14 protein-coding genes are annotated in these 16,207 nt (G+C 70.3%); 9 read left to right on the plus strand and 5 right to left on the minus strand.

Annotation, left to right across the window (positions count from 1 at the left end; all coding sequences use genetic code 11):
- Positions 1-120: 120 nt before the first annotated feature.
- The 5 genes from K1J57_RS13140 (at position 121) to thpR (ending at position 6,024) form a co-directional block, all read left to right on the plus strand.
- The gene (locus K1J57_RS13140) at positions 121-1,581 is read left to right on the plus strand and encodes an NCS2 family permease (protein WP_370634653.1); all 1,461 of its coding nucleotides are present in this window, start codon (positions 121-123) and stop codon (positions 1,579-1,581) included.
- 144 nt (positions 1,582-1,725) lie between these two features.
- The gene (locus K1J57_RS13145) at positions 1,726-3,135 is read left to right on the plus strand and encodes an MFS transporter (RefSeq protein ID WP_220564715.1); all 1,410 of its coding nucleotides are present in this window, start codon (positions 1,726-1,728) and stop codon (positions 3,133-3,135) included.
- Positions 3,136-3,307: 172 nt separating this feature from the next.
- Positions 3,308-3,607 (plus strand): hypothetical protein, encoded by a 300-nt coding sequence (locus tag K1J57_RS13150; RefSeq protein WP_220564716.1) that lies wholly within the window; start codon positions 3,308-3,310, stop codon positions 3,605-3,607.
- 35 nt (positions 3,608-3,642) lie between these two features.
- Positions 3,643-4,605 carry a zeta toxin family protein gene (locus K1J57_RS13155; protein ID WP_220564717.1) on the plus strand — a complete coding sequence of 321 codons (963 nt, stop codon included), beginning with the start codon at positions 3,643-3,645 and terminating at the stop codon, positions 4,603-4,605.
- Between the two features lie 825 nt (positions 4,606-5,430).
- A complete protein-coding gene (gene thpR / locus K1J57_RS13160; protein WP_220564718.1) occupies positions 5,431-6,024 on the plus strand; it encodes an RNA 2',3'-cyclic phosphodiesterase in 594 nt (197 codons plus the stop codon).
- Positions 6,025-6,148: 124 nt separating this feature from the next.
- Here thpR and K1J57_RS13165 read toward each other — a convergent pair whose 3' ends face one another.
- Positions 6,149-6,874 carry a 3-keto-5-aminohexanoate cleavage protein gene (locus tag K1J57_RS13165; RefSeq protein ID WP_220564719.1) on the minus strand — a complete coding sequence of 242 codons (726 nt, stop codon included), beginning with the start codon at positions 6,872-6,874 and terminating at the stop codon, positions 6,149-6,151.
- A 108-nt stretch (positions 6,875-6,982) separates the two neighbouring features.
- Here K1J57_RS13165 and K1J57_RS13170 point away from each other — a divergent pair, with 108 nt between their 5' ends.
- Positions 6,983-8,038 (plus strand): hypothetical protein, encoded by a 1,056-nt coding sequence (locus tag K1J57_RS13170; RefSeq protein ID WP_220564720.1) that lies wholly within the window; start codon positions 6,983-6,985, stop codon positions 8,036-8,038.
- Positions 8,039-8,223: 185 nt separating this feature from the next.
- On the opposite strand, the gene K1J57_RS33465 is transcribed toward K1J57_RS13170, so the two are convergent.
- The 3 genes from K1J57_RS33465 to K1J57_RS13185 all read right to left on the minus strand — a co-directional run bounded on the left by K1J57_RS33465 (position 8,224) and on the right by K1J57_RS13185 (position 10,843).
- Positions 8,224-9,237, minus strand: coding sequence for a CGNR zinc finger domain-containing protein (locus tag K1J57_RS33465; protein WP_255647025.1), 1,014 nt, complete (start codon positions 9,235-9,237; stop codon positions 8,224-8,226).
- A 113-nt stretch (positions 9,238-9,350) separates the two neighbouring features.
- Positions 9,351-10,583, minus strand: coding sequence for a zeta toxin family protein (locus K1J57_RS13180; protein WP_220564721.1), 1,233 nt, complete (start codon positions 10,581-10,583; stop codon positions 9,351-9,353).
- Positions 10,584-10,585: 2 nt separating this feature from the next.
- On the minus strand, positions 10,586-10,843 hold the full coding sequence (locus K1J57_RS13185) for a hypothetical protein (RefSeq protein WP_220564722.1): 258 nt from the start codon (positions 10,841-10,843) through the stop codon (positions 10,586-10,588).
- 102 nt (positions 10,844-10,945) lie between these two features.
- Between K1J57_RS13185 and K1J57_RS13190 the strand changes: the two genes are divergently transcribed.
- From K1J57_RS13190 to K1J57_RS13200, 3 genes are all read left to right on the plus strand, one after another.
- Positions 10,946-11,500, plus strand: a complete 555-nt coding sequence (locus tag K1J57_RS13190) for a hypothetical protein (RefSeq protein ID WP_220564723.1) — start codon at positions 10,946-10,948, stop codon at positions 11,498-11,500.
- Positions 11,501-13,446: 1,946 nt separating this feature from the next.
- Entirely contained in the window at positions 13,447-14,229 is a 783-nt protein-coding gene (locus K1J57_RS13195; RefSeq protein WP_220564724.1) for a MinD/ParA family protein, read from the plus strand.
- Between the two features lie 113 nt (positions 14,230-14,342).
- Complete coding sequence (locus tag K1J57_RS13200) at positions 14,343-15,710, plus strand: hypothetical protein (protein ID WP_220564725.1); 1,368 nt, start codon at positions 14,343-14,345, stop codon at positions 15,708-15,710.
- A gap of 83 nt (positions 15,711-15,793) precedes the next feature.
- Here the strand turns inward: K1J57_RS13200 and K1J57_RS13205 are convergent, their stop codons facing one another.
- Entirely contained in the window at positions 15,794-16,204 is a 411-nt protein-coding gene (locus K1J57_RS13205) for a DUF4913 domain-containing protein (protein ID WP_220564726.1), read from the minus strand.
- Positions 16,205-16,207: the final 3 nt, after the last annotated feature.

Here is a 16,207-nt window from a genome sequence, read left to right on the forward strand (position 1 = left end):
GGGCAGATGGTGTTTTCTACGAAACCCGTGTGGAAGACGTGTCGGACGTTGTATGAAGATGCAACTAATCTGGCCCAGAATCCTAGTTGTCCGGTAACACGACCAGGTCAGGCTGACATCGTGAGCGCTACAAGCAAATCCCCCGTTACGAAGGGTCCCAGCGGACCCCTCGACCGCTTCTTCCACATCTCCGAGCGCGGTTCCACGCTCGGCACCGAGATCCGCGGCGGTCTGGCGACCTTCTTCGCCATGGCCTACATCATCGTCCTCAACCCGCTGATCCTCGGCAACGCCGCGGACGTCAACGGCGACCAGCTCGGCATCCCCCAGCTGGTCGCGGTGACCGCCCTGGTCGCGGCCATCAGCAGCATCCTCATGGGCTTCGTCAGCCGCTACCCGTTCGCGCTCGCCGCGGGCATGGGGCTCAACGCGGTCGTGGCCTACACCATCGCCCCGATGATGACCTGGGCCGACGTCTTCCTGCTGCTCATCCTGGAAGGCATCATCCTCACGATCCTGGTGCTGACCGGATTCCGCACCGCGGTCTTCGCCGCCATCCCCGGCGGCCTCAAGATCGCCATCGGCGTCGGCGTGGGCCTGTTCCTCACGATGATCGGCATGGTCAACGCCGGCTTCGTGGGCGGGGGCGGCGGCACCATCGTCAGCCTGGGCAACAACGGCCTCACCACCCTGCCGCTGCTGATCTTCGTCATCGGCCTCCTGGTCACCATCGGCCTGTACGTCCGCAAGGTCCGCGGCGCGATGCTGCTGGGCATCATCGTCTCCACCGTCCTGGCGATCGCCGCCCAGACGCTGGCGGGCGAGCGGGTCCTCGCCTGGCAGCTGGCCGGAGCCGAGAAGCTGGGCCCGATCCCGGCCCTGCCGACCTCCGTCGGCGACATCGTCGCCCTGCCGGACTTCTCCCTGATCGGCCTGTTCGCCGAGGGCGGCCTCAGCGGCCGCTGGGCCGACGTGGGCATCGCGACCGTCGTCATGCTGCTGTTCACGCTCATGCTGGCCGACTTCTTCGACACCATGGGCACCATGGTGGGTGTCGCCCACCAGGCCGGCCTGACCGACGAGAACGGCAACCTGCCCAAGACCCGCGAGGTCCTGGCCGTCGACTCCTTCGGCACCATCTTCGGCGGTCTGACCTCCTCCTCGATCGCCACCGTGTACGCCGAGTCCGCGGCGGGCGTCGCCGAAGGCGCCCGCACCGGCATCGCCCCGATCGTCACCGGTCTGATGATGATCGTCGCGACCTTCTTCGCGCCGCTGGTCACCATCGTGCCGTTCGAGGCCGCCACCCCGGTCCTGGTCATCGTCGGCTTCATGATGATGGTGCCGGTCGGCAAGATCGACTTCATGGACCCGGCCGTGGGCCTGGCCTCGTTCTTCGCGATCGTGATCATGCCGTTCACCTACTCGATCGCCAACGGCATCGGGATGGCGTTCATCGTCTTCACCTTCGTCCGCCTGGTCGAGGGCAAGGGCCGCCAGGTCCACCCGCTGATGTGGATCATCTCGGTCGTGTTCCTGATCCACTTCGCAGAGCACCCGATCTACATGCTGATCGGCTGACGAGGCGCACCACCCCGCACGGCGGGAATTCCCGCCACCGTGAACGGCGTTGACCCGAGTGATGAGTCAACGCCGTTTACCTTTTCTCGCCCGGAACGCTCCGATGACCGCATCAGTCCTTCTCCTCTCCCCGGGGAGGGACTGATGCGGCGTATCGCCATGTTCCGCTCACTGTCCGTGCGCAACTACCGCCTGTACGCGCTCGGCCAACTGCTCTCCAACCCCGGCACCTGGATGCAGCGCATCGCCCAGGACTGGCTGGTCCTCCAGCTCAGCGGCGGCAGCGGCATCGCACTCGGGATGACCACGGCGCTCCAGTTCCTGCCCATGCTGTTCCTCGGGCTGTGGGGCGGGGCCCTGGTGGACCGGCTGGACAAGCGCCGCCTGCTGGTGTTCACCCAGAGCACCATGGGCCTGCTCGCCGTCGCCCTCGGCGTGCTGGCCACCCTGGGGGCCGCCCAGGTCTGGCACGTGTACCTGTTCGCCTTCGGGCTCGGGCTGGTCACGGTGCTCGACAACCCCGGACGCCAGGCCTTCGTCCCCGAGATGGTCGACCGCGACCTGCTGACCAACGCGATCGCCCTCAACAGCGCCAGCTTCCAGCTCGGCCGGGTCACCGGGCCGGCCGTCGCCGGGCTGCTCATCGCCTGGATCGGCAGCGGGCCGGTCTTCCTCATCAACGGGGCCTCGTTCGGGTTCACCATCGTGGCGCTGCTGCTCATCCGCACCGCCGAGCTCAACCCCACCGAGCCGGTGCCGCGGGGCAAGGGGCAGATCCGCGAGGGCCTCGCCTACGTGAGCGGGCGCCGGGACCTCGTGCTGCTGCTCCTGCTGGCCGCGTGCACGCAGTTCTTCGGCGCCAACGGGCAGACCCAGATCGCCCTGATGGTCAACAACGTCTTCGAGACGGGGGCCGCCGCGTTCGGCGTGGCCGCCGCCTGCCTGGCCGTGGGAGCCCTCATCGGCGCGCTGCTGGCGGCGCGCCGCGAGCGCCCGCGGCTGCGCCTCATCCTGGTCGGGTCGATGGTGTTCGGCGCCGGCCAGGTCGCCGCCGGGCTGATGCCGGCCTACGCGGCGTTCGTGGTGGTGCTGGTGCCCATGGGTATCGCCTTCATGACCTACGTGACGACGCTCAACGCCACCTTCCAGCTCACCGTGGAACCGCACATGCGGGGGCGCGTCATGAGCATGTTCCTGCTGGTGTTCATGGGCGTGGCCCCGATCGGCGCCCCGGTGGTGGGCTTCCTCGCCGACGCCTTCGGGCCGCAGACCAGCATGGTCATCGGCGGCACGTTCACGATGCTCGTGGTCGCGGTGCTCGCCGTGCCGCTCTTCCGGGTCAAGGGCGTGCGCGTGCGCGACCTGCTGCCGCGCCGCCGCCGCGGGGCACCGGTCGCGGCGCCCGCGGAGGAGCCGGACCCCGGCGGACCGGTGTCCGCCGCCACGGCCGTCGCCGCCGTCGAGGAAGGCGCGGCCGGTGCCCCGGCCGCACCCGGACGGCTCGCCGCGGCGCGCGGACCGGGCCCCGGTGGCGCTGCTGGCACGGAGCGGTGAACTGGGGGCCGGGCCGGGGGAGACCTCGACGGTCCGTTGGGAGCGGTGAGCCGAGGATTCCACGAAGGAGCGCGGCGGCTCCCCGCCCTTGCCCGGTGCGGGTTCCGGTGGCACCCTCTTCGTCGAGGGAACCGGACCGGTGTTCCCGCCGACCGACCGATGGGGTGTGCGCATGGATCCCGATGAGGACGCGTCTCCGATCTCTGATCTCCGGAACGCGACGTGGGATGCCGAGCGGGAACTCGAGTACGACCTCCTGAAGGACATGGTGCGGGACGCCGTCGGGGTGCTCTCGGCCATGGCGCATGACGAAAGGAGGTCCGAGGCCCCCCGGGACGACGTCATCCGGAGGATCGACGAGCAGAAGGCCCGGCTTGCGCAGGAGCTTCGTGGGCTCCGGATCTCCGACACGGAGGGTTCCGTCCGCCTGAGGGCCGAATGCCTGGAGATCATCAAGGGCTACGGGGGTTAGCCCTGCCGGACATATCCCCCGAAGAGTTCGACAGGGTGCGCCTCAGCGAAGCGGACAACCAGAGGATCTTCCTGGACGAGATCGTGCCGTTTCATCTCGAAGGTGCCGCGGTCCAGTCCGCCCCGCACCTGGTCGTCGTCGGCGGGGCGACCGGGTCCGGGAAGAGCAGTGTGACCGACCTGGTGCGCTACGCCTTCGACCGGCGCGGCGGCGCGCTCCACATCAACATGGACGACTTCAACCCGCACCACCCGAACTACACGATGCTTCGAAGGTCCGCCCCGGAGAAAGCCGGAGCGCTGTTGTGGAGTGATGGGCTCTCCTGGTGGAACAAGGCCCAGGAATACGCTCATCACCCCGATCGCCGGAACGATGTGGTCATCGAGTCCGCGCTTCGCGGTCCGGACGAGTTCGAGAACATCCTGGAGCGTTTTGGAGAGCGGGGGTACCGCCTCAACACCGCGCTCATGGGAGTCCCCGAGGCCGTGAGCCTCCAGGGCGGACTGCACCGGTACGTGGCGGCGATGGAGAAGTACGGTGTCGGTCGCTACGTGGAACCGGAGATCCACCGGGAGTGTTACGAGGGCGTCGAGCGCGCGGCCCGGGCGATCGACGCGGGGCGGCCGAGCGGGGTCGGAGTGGTGTTCTTCCAACGGGGCGGCATATCGAACACCCCGTCGGGAGGGATGCCCGCCGTGGAGCGGCTCACCGTCGAACGCGGACTGCCTCTCGGTGAGACACAGGCCGGCCTGTTCAAGGCGACCCAGGAAGGGATGCGGTCGTCCATCGTCCGCAACGACGCCTTCAGCGCCCGCGAGAAGCGGAAACTGCTCTCGGAGGTGGATGAGATCGACCGGCTGGCGCAGCCTCTGATGGTGCCGAGCGCCGCCGCTCTGCTGGTGAGGGGAGGGGCTCGCCGCCCTGGCCCCCGGGGGGCGGTTGCCCCGAGGGCCAGGGGCGGGCCCGGCGTCGGTCCCGACAGGGGCACCGAGCGCTAGATCGTTGATGGGGGTGTGGTGTCCTGGTCAGTGGTCGTAAGCGATTAATGACCGCTTGACCGGGGCATCCACCAAACAGTTGTGCCGGATCGCGGCGTTGAGCGCGCAGATGCGCTGTCCGAATGACGGCCTCGATCCGCTGCCGCGACCAGAACGGGAACACCTCCACCCCGGGCTCGGGCTCGTCCCCGCGTACCGGACGGATGAGCGGGTGATCCGGCTTCGCCGCGGCGGCCCCGAGCCCGGCCCCGGCGAAACCCTCGTCGCACACGATCGGGCACGGACCGGGCGCAGGAGATTGGACGTGGAGCAGGTGCAGGGTCTGCTTGCGCTCGTCCAACTCCTTGGGACGGGTCAGGCTGAACGCGCACACCGCCCCGTCACCGGTGGTGATGAGTATGGGCTCGGCGCCCCGGTAGAAGGCGTGGTGCGACTTGTCCATGCCGTACCCGGCGATCTCGCCCGGTCCGGACCGGGCGACCGTGGTACGCGAAGCGCCGCAGCGCACGGGGGTGTCATCCATCAACCGCAGGTTCTCCCACCAGGTCGGGGTCTGGCGGGCCAGCCACATCGCGGCGGTGAGCAGGGCCGAGCCAGAGCGCGCACGTGGCGGTTGTACTCCGATTGGTCGGGCAGGGATCCGGTGCCTCTCGAGGGCGGGGACCCTCGGCACTACAGGCCGTCCTCGTTCCTCGGACGTCTCCTCTGGTCCTTCCGAACCCCCGTCTGCGCCTCACCGCCCCCCGCGGAACAGGCCGACGTCCAAAGGACAGGACCTGGCCCGCCCTGTCCGGGCGGGATCGTGGTGGATGCGAGGATGCCCGCATGAGACTGTTCGTCGCACTGACACCGCCCGCCGCGGTCGTCGACGCCGTCCTCGGCGCCCGCGAACCGGGCCTGCGCCACACCCCCGACCTGCACTGGACCCGGCCGGACGGGTGGCACCTCACCCTCGCCTTCCTCGGCGAGGTCCCCGACGACCTGCTGCCAGGCCTCACCGGAGCACTGGGCGCGGCGGTCGGTGAACACGACCCCTTCGACCTCACCGTCGACGGCTGGGGCGTCTTCCCCCACCCCCACCGCGACCGGGCCGCCGTCCTGTGGGCCGGGGTCGGCGGCGACACCGGCGCCCTCGCCGCCCTGAGCGCCGACCTGCGCGCCGCGGCGTCCGCCGCCGGCCTTCCCGGCGAGGACCGCATCTACGTGCCGCATCTCACCGTCGCCCGCAGCCGCCCGCCCCGGGACCTCACCGGCCTGCTCTCCGAGCTGGGGAACGGCCCGCAAGCGCCCTGGCCCGCCCGCGACGTGCACCTCGTCGAGAGCAGGCCCGGACGGGAGGACCGCTACCGAACCGCCCGGACCTGGGCGTTAGGCTGGAAAACCGACCCGGGACGACCGCCAGAGCGGAGCACGGCATGAGCATGCTCACCAACAACCACAAACAGCGGTGGCTGCTGCCCGTGGTGCTCGGCGCCATCATGCTGATCGTGCTGGTTGGCGCCCTCCTGGACTGAGCCGGCCGGACCGGCCGCCGCGGCCCGCCTCAGGCGGCCGCGGACGCCAGCCGCACCGCGTGCGCGACCAGCGCCGCGTTGTCCTCCGCCTCCGACCCGTCCGGCATCCGCATGGTGTCCTCCAGGCCGATCCGGACGTCCGCCCCGACCTCCAGGGCGTCCTCCAGCATCGGCCAGGCGGTCGCGTCCGAGCCGTGCAGCAGCCGCGGCGCCTCCACCCCGGCCCGCTCCAGCAGCGACAGGATCGACCGCGCGTTGCGCCGGGCGTCCTCCACCGCCACCTGGGTGGGCTCCACCAGCACCGCCGCCACCGGCACCTGCGTGGCGACGAGGATGCGGGCGGCGTCCACCGTCCACAGCCCCGCCTCCACGGCCACGCGGCGGTCCTCCAGCAGGTGGATCAGGTCCACCGACCCCGCCTCGTGCAGGTTCACCGTCACCGCGTCGGGCAGCGCCGACGACGCCCAGCGCTGCACCAGGTCGTAGCGCCGCCAGGGGTCGGACTCGGCTGACAGGGCCGTGGTGAGCGACACCGGGACGCCGGGTCCCTCGGCGCGCAACCGCTCCATGAGCGGGCCGACCGCCTGCGGCTCCAGCGATTCGGCGCCGCTCCGGTCGCGCGGGTGGATGTGCAGGTCGGTCGCCCCCGCGGCCACCGCGGCGTGGGCGTCGGCCAGCAGCTGGTCCACGGAGACGGGAAGGGCGGGGTGCGCTCCGGGACGGCGGTCCCCGTTCAGGCAGGCGACGATCCTCATGGGTACTCCTCACGGCACTCCGTATGCCGAATGTGCCCGTTCATCCCGGTCCGCAAAAGCCGTCCCGGCTGCGCGCCCGAATCCGCGCCCCCTGGCAGGATGTCCGTCATGAGACGACCGCTCGTGTGCGCCCTGGCCGCGCTGTCCGTGTTCCTCCCGGCGCCCGCCCTGGCGGAGCCGACGGTCCCCGACGGGGGCACCGGGCCCGACTACCCGCGCGGCGGAGAGGGGCCGGAGGGGTCGGAGGTCGCCTTCACCTTCCAGGACCCGCGGATCTCGGAGTCCAGCGGCCTGGCCCCCTCGCTGCGGCACGAGGGTGTGTGGTGGACCCACAACGACAGCGGAGAGCACCTCAGCGAGGTGTACGCGGTGGACGAGGAGGGGAACACGCTCGCCACCCTCACCCTGGCCCTGGAACGGCGCGACTGGGAGGCCGTCTCCGTCGCCCCCGGGCCCGACGGGGAGCCCGCCGTCCATATCGGCGACATCGGCGACAACTTCGGCGGGGGCTGGACCGAGGTGCGGGTGTACCGGTTCGCCGAGCCGGAGGTGCTGGCGGACGCCGTCGTCGAGCCGACGGTGCTGACCTTCTCCTACGCGGACGGGGGCCGCGACGCCGAGTCGATGATGATCGACCCGCGCGACGGGCGGCTGTACGTGGTGTCCAAGGAGTTCTCGGGCGGGCTGTACGCCGCGCCGGAGGAGATCGACCCCGAGGGGGTCAACACCCTGGAGCGGATCGACTCGGCGCCGCTGTTCGCCACCGACGCCGCGTTCGGCCCGGACGGCACCCGCTACGTGATCCGCACCTACTGGGGCGCGACGGTCTACGACTCCACCGACGGGGTGCCGGGCAGGTCGCTGGGCGGGTTCGACCTGCCCGAGTCCGACCAGGGCGAGTCCATCGCCTTCACCCCCGACGGTACGGAGCTCATGGCCGGGACCGAGGGCCTGAACGCCCCGGTCTGGCGCATCCCGCTGGAGGAGCGCTACCGGTCCGGGCAGGCCGAGGAGGAGAGCGCGTCCGCCTCCCCGTCGGAGTCCGCCGGGGAAGCGGCCGAGGACACCGGCGGGCGGGGGAGCGCGGTGCCCTTCCTCGTGGGCGGCGGGGCGGTGGCCGTCCTGCTCATCGGCGGCATCGTCCTGCTCGCCCGCCGCTCCTAGGGCGGGCCCGGCCGACGACCGCGGTCGCCGGGCCGCCTCCACGGCGGCAGTGACGGCCTACCAGTGCCCGCGCCGGACGGCGCGCTCCTCCGGGGTGCTCGGCTTCTCTTAATGGAAGGTGAGCGGGGTGTGGGAGACGCCGACCCGGGTGAGACCGACCGGTCGACCGGTCATGGCGTCTCCTCCTAATGTCGGTGGGACTCGCGCCGGATGCGCAGTTCCCGGATCTTGTGTCGGTTGCCGCAGCGCCCCATGGCGCACCAGCGGCGCCGCCCGGGCCGGGGGCTGTCCACGAACACCCATCGGCGGTCCTCGGCGCCGCACTCGCGGATCCGGTCGGCCCAGGGAAGGAAGATCCTCGTTCGGTCCCTCGGGGTGGAGACGGCCGGTCTGCCCGGGCCGGCCGGAACCGGCCACAGGGCCCCGGCGGGCTGTCGGACCACCTCTTCCGCGCCGATGCCCGGACTGTTCATGTCTCGGGCTCCTGATGCAGGAGGGGGCATGAGTGGTCCTGATGTGCCTTTGACCAAGGTGGAAGAGGACGTTCCGCTTTCTTTGAATGCTCTACCGCATGAGTTCGGGGGGATGGAGAACTTCTTCGGGCCTGAGCGAACCGCCGGATACCCCGACCTGACGTCGGACGAGGATCTCATCGGTGAGGCGGCTCCGGTGGCCAGGGTTTTTATTTCGCGTTCCTCGGTCCGGTAATCAAGTTCGCATCCGAGGCATTTGCCGGTGTTGTTCGTGATGAGCCGCCCGGTGACTTCACCGCCGTTCTCGCGGCACCAGTCGAGTACCGGGTCCAGGACCTTGGGTGCCCGCGCCACACGCCCTGGACAGGCGACGTAGGCGTCACCGGTGAGACCCGCTGCGTGAAAACGGATAGAACCGTCAGGAGCATGAGACGTTTCCACCGATTCGAGTCGAGCTTCGTGAACCGAAAGTCTGCCGTCTCCGCCGTGGTCCCGGTCGTGCTTCTGCCGTAGCGTCAGGTACTGCGCGTCGTTCGACAACACCCAGGGAGCCTGACCGCCGACCATGGTCACCCGAGCGTTGGGGTTCGCCTCCAGGATGATCTCCGCATTGGCGATCGCCGCTCCTCCCGCCCCACCGAACAGCCACTCGTCGGTGGTGTCGGCGGTCGATTCGGGCTCGACGCCACAGTCCCGGAGCGGTTCGCTCTCCACAACGGCGAGCACGTTGAATCCCGACGACCTACCGCCTCGGGCTCTCGATGCGACCGGTCGGCCGGAACACCGCAAGCGCGCCGCAACGCCGGGGACGCGGTGGCCGCATGCGGCCACACCGGTCCCTACCGCTCGATGTCGGGCCCCTTGCCCCGACCGTGATGGCGGCCAGGCGGGGCGGAGGGTCCCGACGAGGGCGACGGCCGACTCGTCGGCGGGGCCATGCCCTGTTGAGCCAGTCTCACCGCTTCCTCGGAGCCGGTCGTCATGTTCGGAGGTGAATGGCCCGCTGCGCGCATCGTCGCCATGAAGCGGGTCTTCTTCGCTTCATCGGCGTTGAGGAACTCCTCCGGGTGGCGTGGAAGATCGGAGTTCGACGCGCCACGACCAGCTGCCACGAACACCGCCTTCTGTACCTGCTGCCACTCCTTGTGCTGGGCGAGCCGCTCTGGATCGCCCGCATAGGCGACTTGGGCCACCCGATCGGCGCGCTCGTGCAGAGAGAGCATCGTCGGCGTGGTCCTCGGCCCCAACTCCTCGCGTGTGATGAGCTTTTCAGCGTGCTTCCAATACGAGGACACCCAGGCGGACGCCTCCTCCTGGCTGAACGGCACCCGACCTTCTCCGCGCACGTCACGCAAGGCCTGGCCACCTCGGGCCTCTTGACCCCACCGGCCATCGGCACCGCGCGAGTTGTCGTAGTGGATGGCCCCGGAACGGTCGGTGACGATCACCCGGTGAACATGGGGGCTGCCCTCCAGCGCGTCCACCGTTATGGGCAACTGGTCGTAGGAGGAATCGTGCCCTTCGACATCGGCCCATCGCCCCTGCCCCGGGGGGTCTGCCAAGTACCGACCGACCATGTCCAGGCAGCTACGGTCGCCGGGGGTGGCGACCACCACGACCTCGGTGGCGAACCCCGGGTGCCGACCCGGTACCGGGTCGGCCATCTCCGCGGAATACCCCAGGAGGTCTTCGGTCCGGCGAAAAGTGGATTCGGTGACGATGCCGAGGCCATGGAGGTGCGCGTGTTCCCGAACCATGTCCGACCAGGCGTACATGGCCTGGGCGGTGAGTGCCATCATCTCCTGGGGGCGCTCGCGCATGATCTCCGAGTACCGGGGGTGGTACGCGCGGAAGTCGTCAGGACTGACCAGAGCGACCCGGCCCTGATGGCGGTTGATGACGCCCTTGAGAGCGTGGGACTTGCCGGCGGCGAGCTGACCTCCCAGTTGCACCATCACCGGGCGCTGTCCAGGCGGTGCGGGTTGCGCGTCGCCGAAGACCAAGTCCTTGATGTACTCGTCGAAAATCTCGCGGAGTTGTTCCGGGCCGACGTCATAAGGCTCGGGCGACAACCTCAAACCTCTTCCATCTCGGCGAGCATCTCCCACATGCGAACGATGGTCTCGGTCATCTCCTGGCGCGACATGTCCAGGTCGTTCTTGATCGCCCAGTACTCCTTCATCCGAGCCTTGGCCTCCTCCTTCTCCTGGGCGGTAGAGGCGTTCTGGGCCATACGCATGTATGCGGCCACTACGCGATTGGCTGTTCCGGCCATCGCCTCCCGGATGACCTCGTCGGGGGTCTCGGGATCGAACAGAGTGCTGTCGTTCACTGCGCTCTCCTAGGCCGGGGGCGGCATTCGGGATCGTGAATACGGTAGGAGCATATATCCCGGTCGTGTCACGACCCGCGGGTCATTGCCATGGTCCGAACCATGCTCGAAGCGCGCTCGATTGCCGAAGCCCACCTCTACCTGGAGATTCAGGTCTGCCAGACGTGCAATCTCAGGTGGGACGGGGTGAGGCACGCTTTGAGAACCCTCGAGGACCGCCCCGTGGCCGTCTATTCGCTTTCGTGCTCTTCCTGCGGTGCCCGGGATCAGCTGGAGTTCCTGATGCCGCGCGAACCCCTCCCGCCCGGCCCCCTGGGCGGGAACGAGCCGTCCAAGATCATGGACCCCGGAGAGTTCCACGCCGCCTCGGACGTGTACTTCGCCCTTGCCCGTGACGCCGTTGAACAGGCGAATCCCGGGAATCGTGAAAAAGTCGCGACCCTTCTCCGGCGTTCGATCTACGCGCTCGCCGAAGTCCCGAAGTTCATCCCGCCGTCCGAGGACCGGGTCCCCCCGGAGCTGATCGTTTCGGAGATCGGCAGGGCGTCCTATCAGAGGAACCCCGACAGGTTCGTCCGAGATCGGATCGAGTACGAGATCCAGGACCTCCTGAACCTGATGCAGCGCTACCTTCCCGATGCCGGTCCGGTGAACTGACCCCTCCCCGGAGAACACGCCGCGGGCACGGTCCGAGCCGCGGCACGGCACCCCGCGCCCTCCAGGGCGTCCTGCCCGGCCGGGTCCGGCCGGGGCGGCGCGGTTCCACGGACAGGTGGACGCCGGGACCGCGCGGACACGGGTCCGAGGCCTCCGACGGCGGACGCCCGACTCCGCGCCACGGACCGGAACGCCTCCGACTCCCCGCACGGCCGACGGCGAGGCGTCCTCCGCGCGCCGCATCCCACCGGAGCCCTCTCCGAGGCGCCGTTCCCTCCGATTTTTTGAACTCCAGGGCTGCCACCTGCAGTGATGGTGTGCCGTTCTGGTCCGGAAATGAAAACGAACCGGAACGCCCCCGTGCGAATCACACAGGAAGAACACTCACAATCCCTGTCTCAGGGGTGGAGTACTGTACCTCCGGTGGCAACACCTGTCCGAATTGACCTTTTTCAACAGGTGAACGGGGTCGTCGACACCAGGGAAAAGAGGACATGCGCAGAGACCACAGTACGGTCCCCTCGTTTCCGAAGATCTCCGCGGAGATCCTCGACGAGGTGACGGCCAAGGTCACCGTGAGCGGAATCGTCAGCTCGGTGACCGGTACCGACCTCAACGCGACGCGTGCCGAGGTCGTCCGGCTGATCTCGCTCACCGCGAAACGACTCGGCCGCCCGGTCCGCGCACTCACCGTCGAAGGCGGAGAGGAATGGCCTCTCGTCATCTACCCGGACGGGGTCGTCGAGAGCGACACGACCGCCGACCCCGGCAAGCGCAAGGGGAGGAAGAAGCAGACGGGCCGGGGGGCGAAGGCCAAGGGCGGTACCGCGCCGCGGATCCCTGACGAGACCCCCGCGCCGAGCGGCCCCTCGGCGGCCGACGCGTTCGTCTCGGGCGGGGTCCCCCATGCCACAGCGGTCTCTGGAGAGCGGCCTCCCGCGCCCGAGGTGCGCGTGGACGAGAACACCGGGGCGGAGCCGGTCCGGCCGGGCCCCGCCACTCCTTCGCTTTTCGAGATGGTCGTACAGAGCCTGGAGGAACGTGACCGGGCCCTGTCCGCCGAGCAGAACCGGAACCCGGCCCCGGAACCCCCTCCGACCGTCCCGCAGGGCGGGGCCGTGCGCTCTTCGGCGGACGCCTCCGCCCCTGCGCCCCCCTCCGCGCCGGGTTCCCGGTTCCCCGGTCCGGGGCCGGTGACGGTCGGAAGCGACGATGCCCCGGGCCCGGAGCCCCACGGGCCGTCCGCGCCGACTCCGGCGGCCTTCACGCCGTCCGGGCGGTTTTCTCCGGAGCCCGCTCCCCGGGAAGGGGGCGGGGCGATGCCGCCCGTGCCTTCCGTACCCGCTCCGCAGCCCCCGTCGGGATACGCGCACGGCGTTCCTTCCCACAGCGGTCCCACGGGGGGACCCGCACCCGATTCCACGCCTCCGGTGTCGGGGCCCACGCCGGACCCCCACGCCCCCCGGCCCGCCCAGGGAGGCCGCCGGACGCCCTCTCCCCACGGTGTTCCCGCGGGGCAGCCGACACCTCCTGCCCCCGTTCCGCAGCCTGCGCCGGGGTATGGGCACGGCACCCCTGCCCACGGTGTTCCCGCGGGACCGCTTCCGGGCGTCCCGGTTCCGCCCGTCCCCCGGCCCGGTCCGGACCCCGAGGCGGAATCCCTCCCGGCGGACCTCGGGAGCGGGGCCGGCCAGGGCGGCGCCCCCGCCGCACTCACGGGTCCCTCGGAAGCGGCCGAGTTGTGGAACACGGTCATCCAGGAGATCAACAGCGAACGCGGCGCCCACCCGGGGACGGTGCCGCCCGTGCATCCCATCCCCGCTCAGGAGGCGGCCGGCCCGCCCATCTCCGCACCGCCCTCGCGGCGCCGCAGATTCGGCCTCGGTGGGCTCCTGGGCCCCCGTGTGCCGGAGTGGTCCGCCCCTCCGGAGAACTTCCACGCCCGTATGCAGGTACCCATCGCGGGACACCGCCGTATCGCCGTCCTGAGCCTGAAGGGCGGCGTGGGCAAGACCACCACCAGCGTCCTCCTCGGATCCCTCATGGCCTCCCAGCGGGAGAGCAGGGTGGTGGCGGTCGACGTCAACCGGGACATGGGGACCCTGCGTGACCGGGTACCCCTGCAGACCGGGCTCACCGTCCGCGACCTCTTCCGGGACGCCGCATCCATCAGGGGTTTCACCGAGCTGCGGGGTTACGTCTCCGCGAACGAGGAGAGGATGCACGCCCTGGTCGGCGACCAGGTCTTCGGTTTCCGGGAGGTCGAGGGACGGAACGGCTACGGTGTGGTCGCCGATGTCCTGGAGCGGTACTACGACATCGTCCTCAACGACTGCGGCACCGGTATGGGCAACCCCGGGATGCAGCGGGTGCTGGATCTCGCGGACCAGGTCGTGGTCGTTCTCGAACCCGCCTCCGACGCGGTCCGGGCCGCGGAGGCGACCTTCGACTGGCTGGGCAGGAACGGCTACGCGGATCTCGTCTCCGGAGCCATCGTCGTCATTTCCAAGGTCGACCGGAGATCCGCGTCGTCCCCTGACATCGACACCCTCGAAGCCCGTTTCAGCGGGACGGTGAGGGCCGCCGTCCGGATCCCCTTCGACGAACACCTCGCGTGGGGGAGGGTCATCCGGTTCCAGGAACTGCACGAGTCCACGCGCAACGCGTGTTCCCATCTGGCGCTGCTGAGCGTGGAGGGGCTCGCGAACATGCAGAGGTCGGGTGTGTGAACCGCCGGCCGGGCGAACCCCGTTCGAGGCCGCGGAGCGCTCCCGGTGACCGGGGTGTCCCAGGGGACACCCCGCCCCCGCCAACCCGCCACGAGGAAGAGTAGAGGTCCAGGGTGGAGATAGACCAGAGATCGGACGGAGCCCAGGAGGCCCTCCTCCAGGCCGTCCACCTCCAGATGCGTATCGCCCAGACCTTCGGCCGGGCGGCGAACCGCCATGTCATGGACAGGTTCCGTGGTCTTCCACGGGTGAACGAGGCTCCCACCCGGACACCGCCCCAGACCCGCGGGGAGCGGCGTGCCCAGTGGCGCGAGGACCGCGGGAAGTTCGCCGGGGTCGGTCGGGCATCCTGGTGGCGCGACGCCACCCCCGCCAAGATCGCGGACGCGTCGGCGGCGGTCCGGCGCCAACGGGGCAACAGCCTGCGGGCGCGGCTGGCCGGTTGGCTGCTGAACCGGGGATACCGGCGGCTCACCGGTGTGAACCTGGACGAGACCGTGCAGGTCTTCGGCCCGCAGTCCCCGCACCAGGCGGTGGGGAACCAGGGCATGGCCCAGGGGTTCGCCGAACTGGTTCCGCGCACCTTCGAGGAGCAGCGCGGCCTGGAGGAGCTGCGGCGCGAACTCGAGCGCATGTCGCGCGAGATCGACTACCTCCGTGAGCGGTTGGGGCTTCCCCCGCTGAGCCCGGAGGAACGGCAGCAGAACGGAACCGCGGCCGAGCAGGAGGGCGGCACCCCCCACCGTGAGGCGGAGGAGGAGTCCGACCGTGAGGCCGCCGCCGAGGCCCGCGAGGCGGAGACCGGGCCCGGACAGGACGTTGAGGAGGAGCGGGAGGAGGCCGCCGAACGCCCTGAAGCGGAGGCCGGGCAGGACCGGGAGGCCGAGCAGGAGGCCGTCGGGCGTCCCGAAGCCGAGGCGGAGGCCGAGCCCGAGCGGGATGAGGCCGCCGAGCGGTCCGAGCCGGGGGCCGAGGAGGAGCGGGCGGAGGAGAGTCCCGAGACCGAGGCCGGAGAGGATCGCGAACCCGCCGAGAACGTCCGGGAGGAGGCGGCGGACCGTCCCGGCGCGGAGACCGAGGGGGACAGGGAGGCCGAGGGGCCCGCGGACGGGGCGCCGACGACCTCCGGAACGGACCAGGAGTTCGACCACCGGGAGACGGCGGAACACACCGGAACGGAGGCTTCCGCACCCGAGGCGAACGGGACCGCTCCGGCGGAGGAACGCCCTCAGGCCGCCTCCGAGGCGGTCACCGGTGGAGAAGGCCGGGTGGACGAGCCCTCCACCGCCGCGGAAACGGACCACGGGCGACCGGCGTCGACGGCACCGGGGACGGACAGCCGTCATCTGCTCACCCGGACCACGGGGGCGACGCGGCCGGGGGCGGCCACCGGACCTCAGGACCCCGCCCCGGCCCGGGGCGGGGCCGGAAACCATCTGGACCGCGGTCCCGGGAAGGACAACGGCATGGGCGGTCGCTGACGCCCCCGTATGAACGGAACGCCCGGTCGGGGACTCCGACCGGGCGTTCCGCTCGTGTGGCCTCAGACGTGGGCCCGGGTACGTCAGTATTCGGGGAAGTACCCCGGCGGCGGTGGGTCATGGGGTAGGGGATCGCCGTGCCCGTTGCCGTCCTCCGCCGTGGCCATGGGGCCGTCCGGGGAGAGCAGGATGCCCATGTGGTAGTCCGCGTGGTCGCGCAGCCAGGTGCTGATACCGGTGGAGGGGTCGTTGCGCAGGCTCTCCCACGACCGCCAGACGGCGTCGATGCGGATGAGCGCCTCGGCGTTCTCCCACCAGCGCGCGGACCACCGGTATTGGTTGCGGACCCCCACCCGCCGTTTGTAGACGTGGCGGAAGTAGTTCTCGAAGAAGTCGACCGCGTTCCTGTAGTGGAGGCCTTCGGCGTCGTCGGCTTCGCCACCGCTGTTGGCGTATTCGTTCAATTCGTTCAGCCAGTCCTCGTTGCCGGCCATGCC

It is taken from the genome of Nocardiopsis sp. MT53 (genome assembly GCF_019598965.1).
In the GTDB taxonomy this organism is placed as follows: domain Bacteria; phylum Actinomycetota; class Actinomycetes; order Streptosporangiales; family Streptosporangiaceae; genus Nocardiopsis; species Nocardiopsis changdeensis.

Excerpts from the sequence above, each read along its gene's own strand:
- K1J57_RS13145 (WP_220564715.1), top strand. The coding sequence starts at position 1,726 with ATGCGGCGTATCGCCATGTTCCGCTCACTGTCCGTGCGCAACTACCGC.
- K1J57_RS13150 (WP_220564716.1), top strand. The coding sequence starts at position 3,308 with ATGGATCCCGATGAGGACGCGTCTCCGATCTCTGATCTCCGGAACGCG.
- thpR (WP_220564718.1), top strand. The coding sequence starts at position 5,431 with ATGAGACTGTTCGTCGCACTGACACCGCCCGCCGCGGTCGTCGACGCC.
- K1J57_RS13165 (WP_220564719.1), bottom strand. The coding sequence starts at position 6,874 with ATGAGGATCGTCGCCTGCCTGAACGGGGACCGCCGTCCCGGAGCGCAC.
- K1J57_RS13170 (WP_220564720.1), top strand. The coding sequence starts at position 6,983 with ATGAGACGACCGCTCGTGTGCGCCCTGGCCGCGCTGTCCGTGTTCCTC.
- K1J57_RS13190 (WP_220564723.1), top strand. The coding sequence starts at position 10,946 with ATGCTCGAAGCGCGCTCGATTGCCGAAGCCCACCTCTACCTGGAGATT.
- K1J57_RS13195 (WP_220564724.1), top strand. The coding sequence starts at position 13,447 with ATGCAGGTACCCATCGCGGGACACCGCCGTATCGCCGTCCTGAGCCTG.
- K1J57_RS13205 (WP_220564726.1), bottom strand. The coding sequence starts at position 16,204 with ATGGCCGGCAACGAGGACTGGCTGAACGAATTGAACGAATACGCCAAC.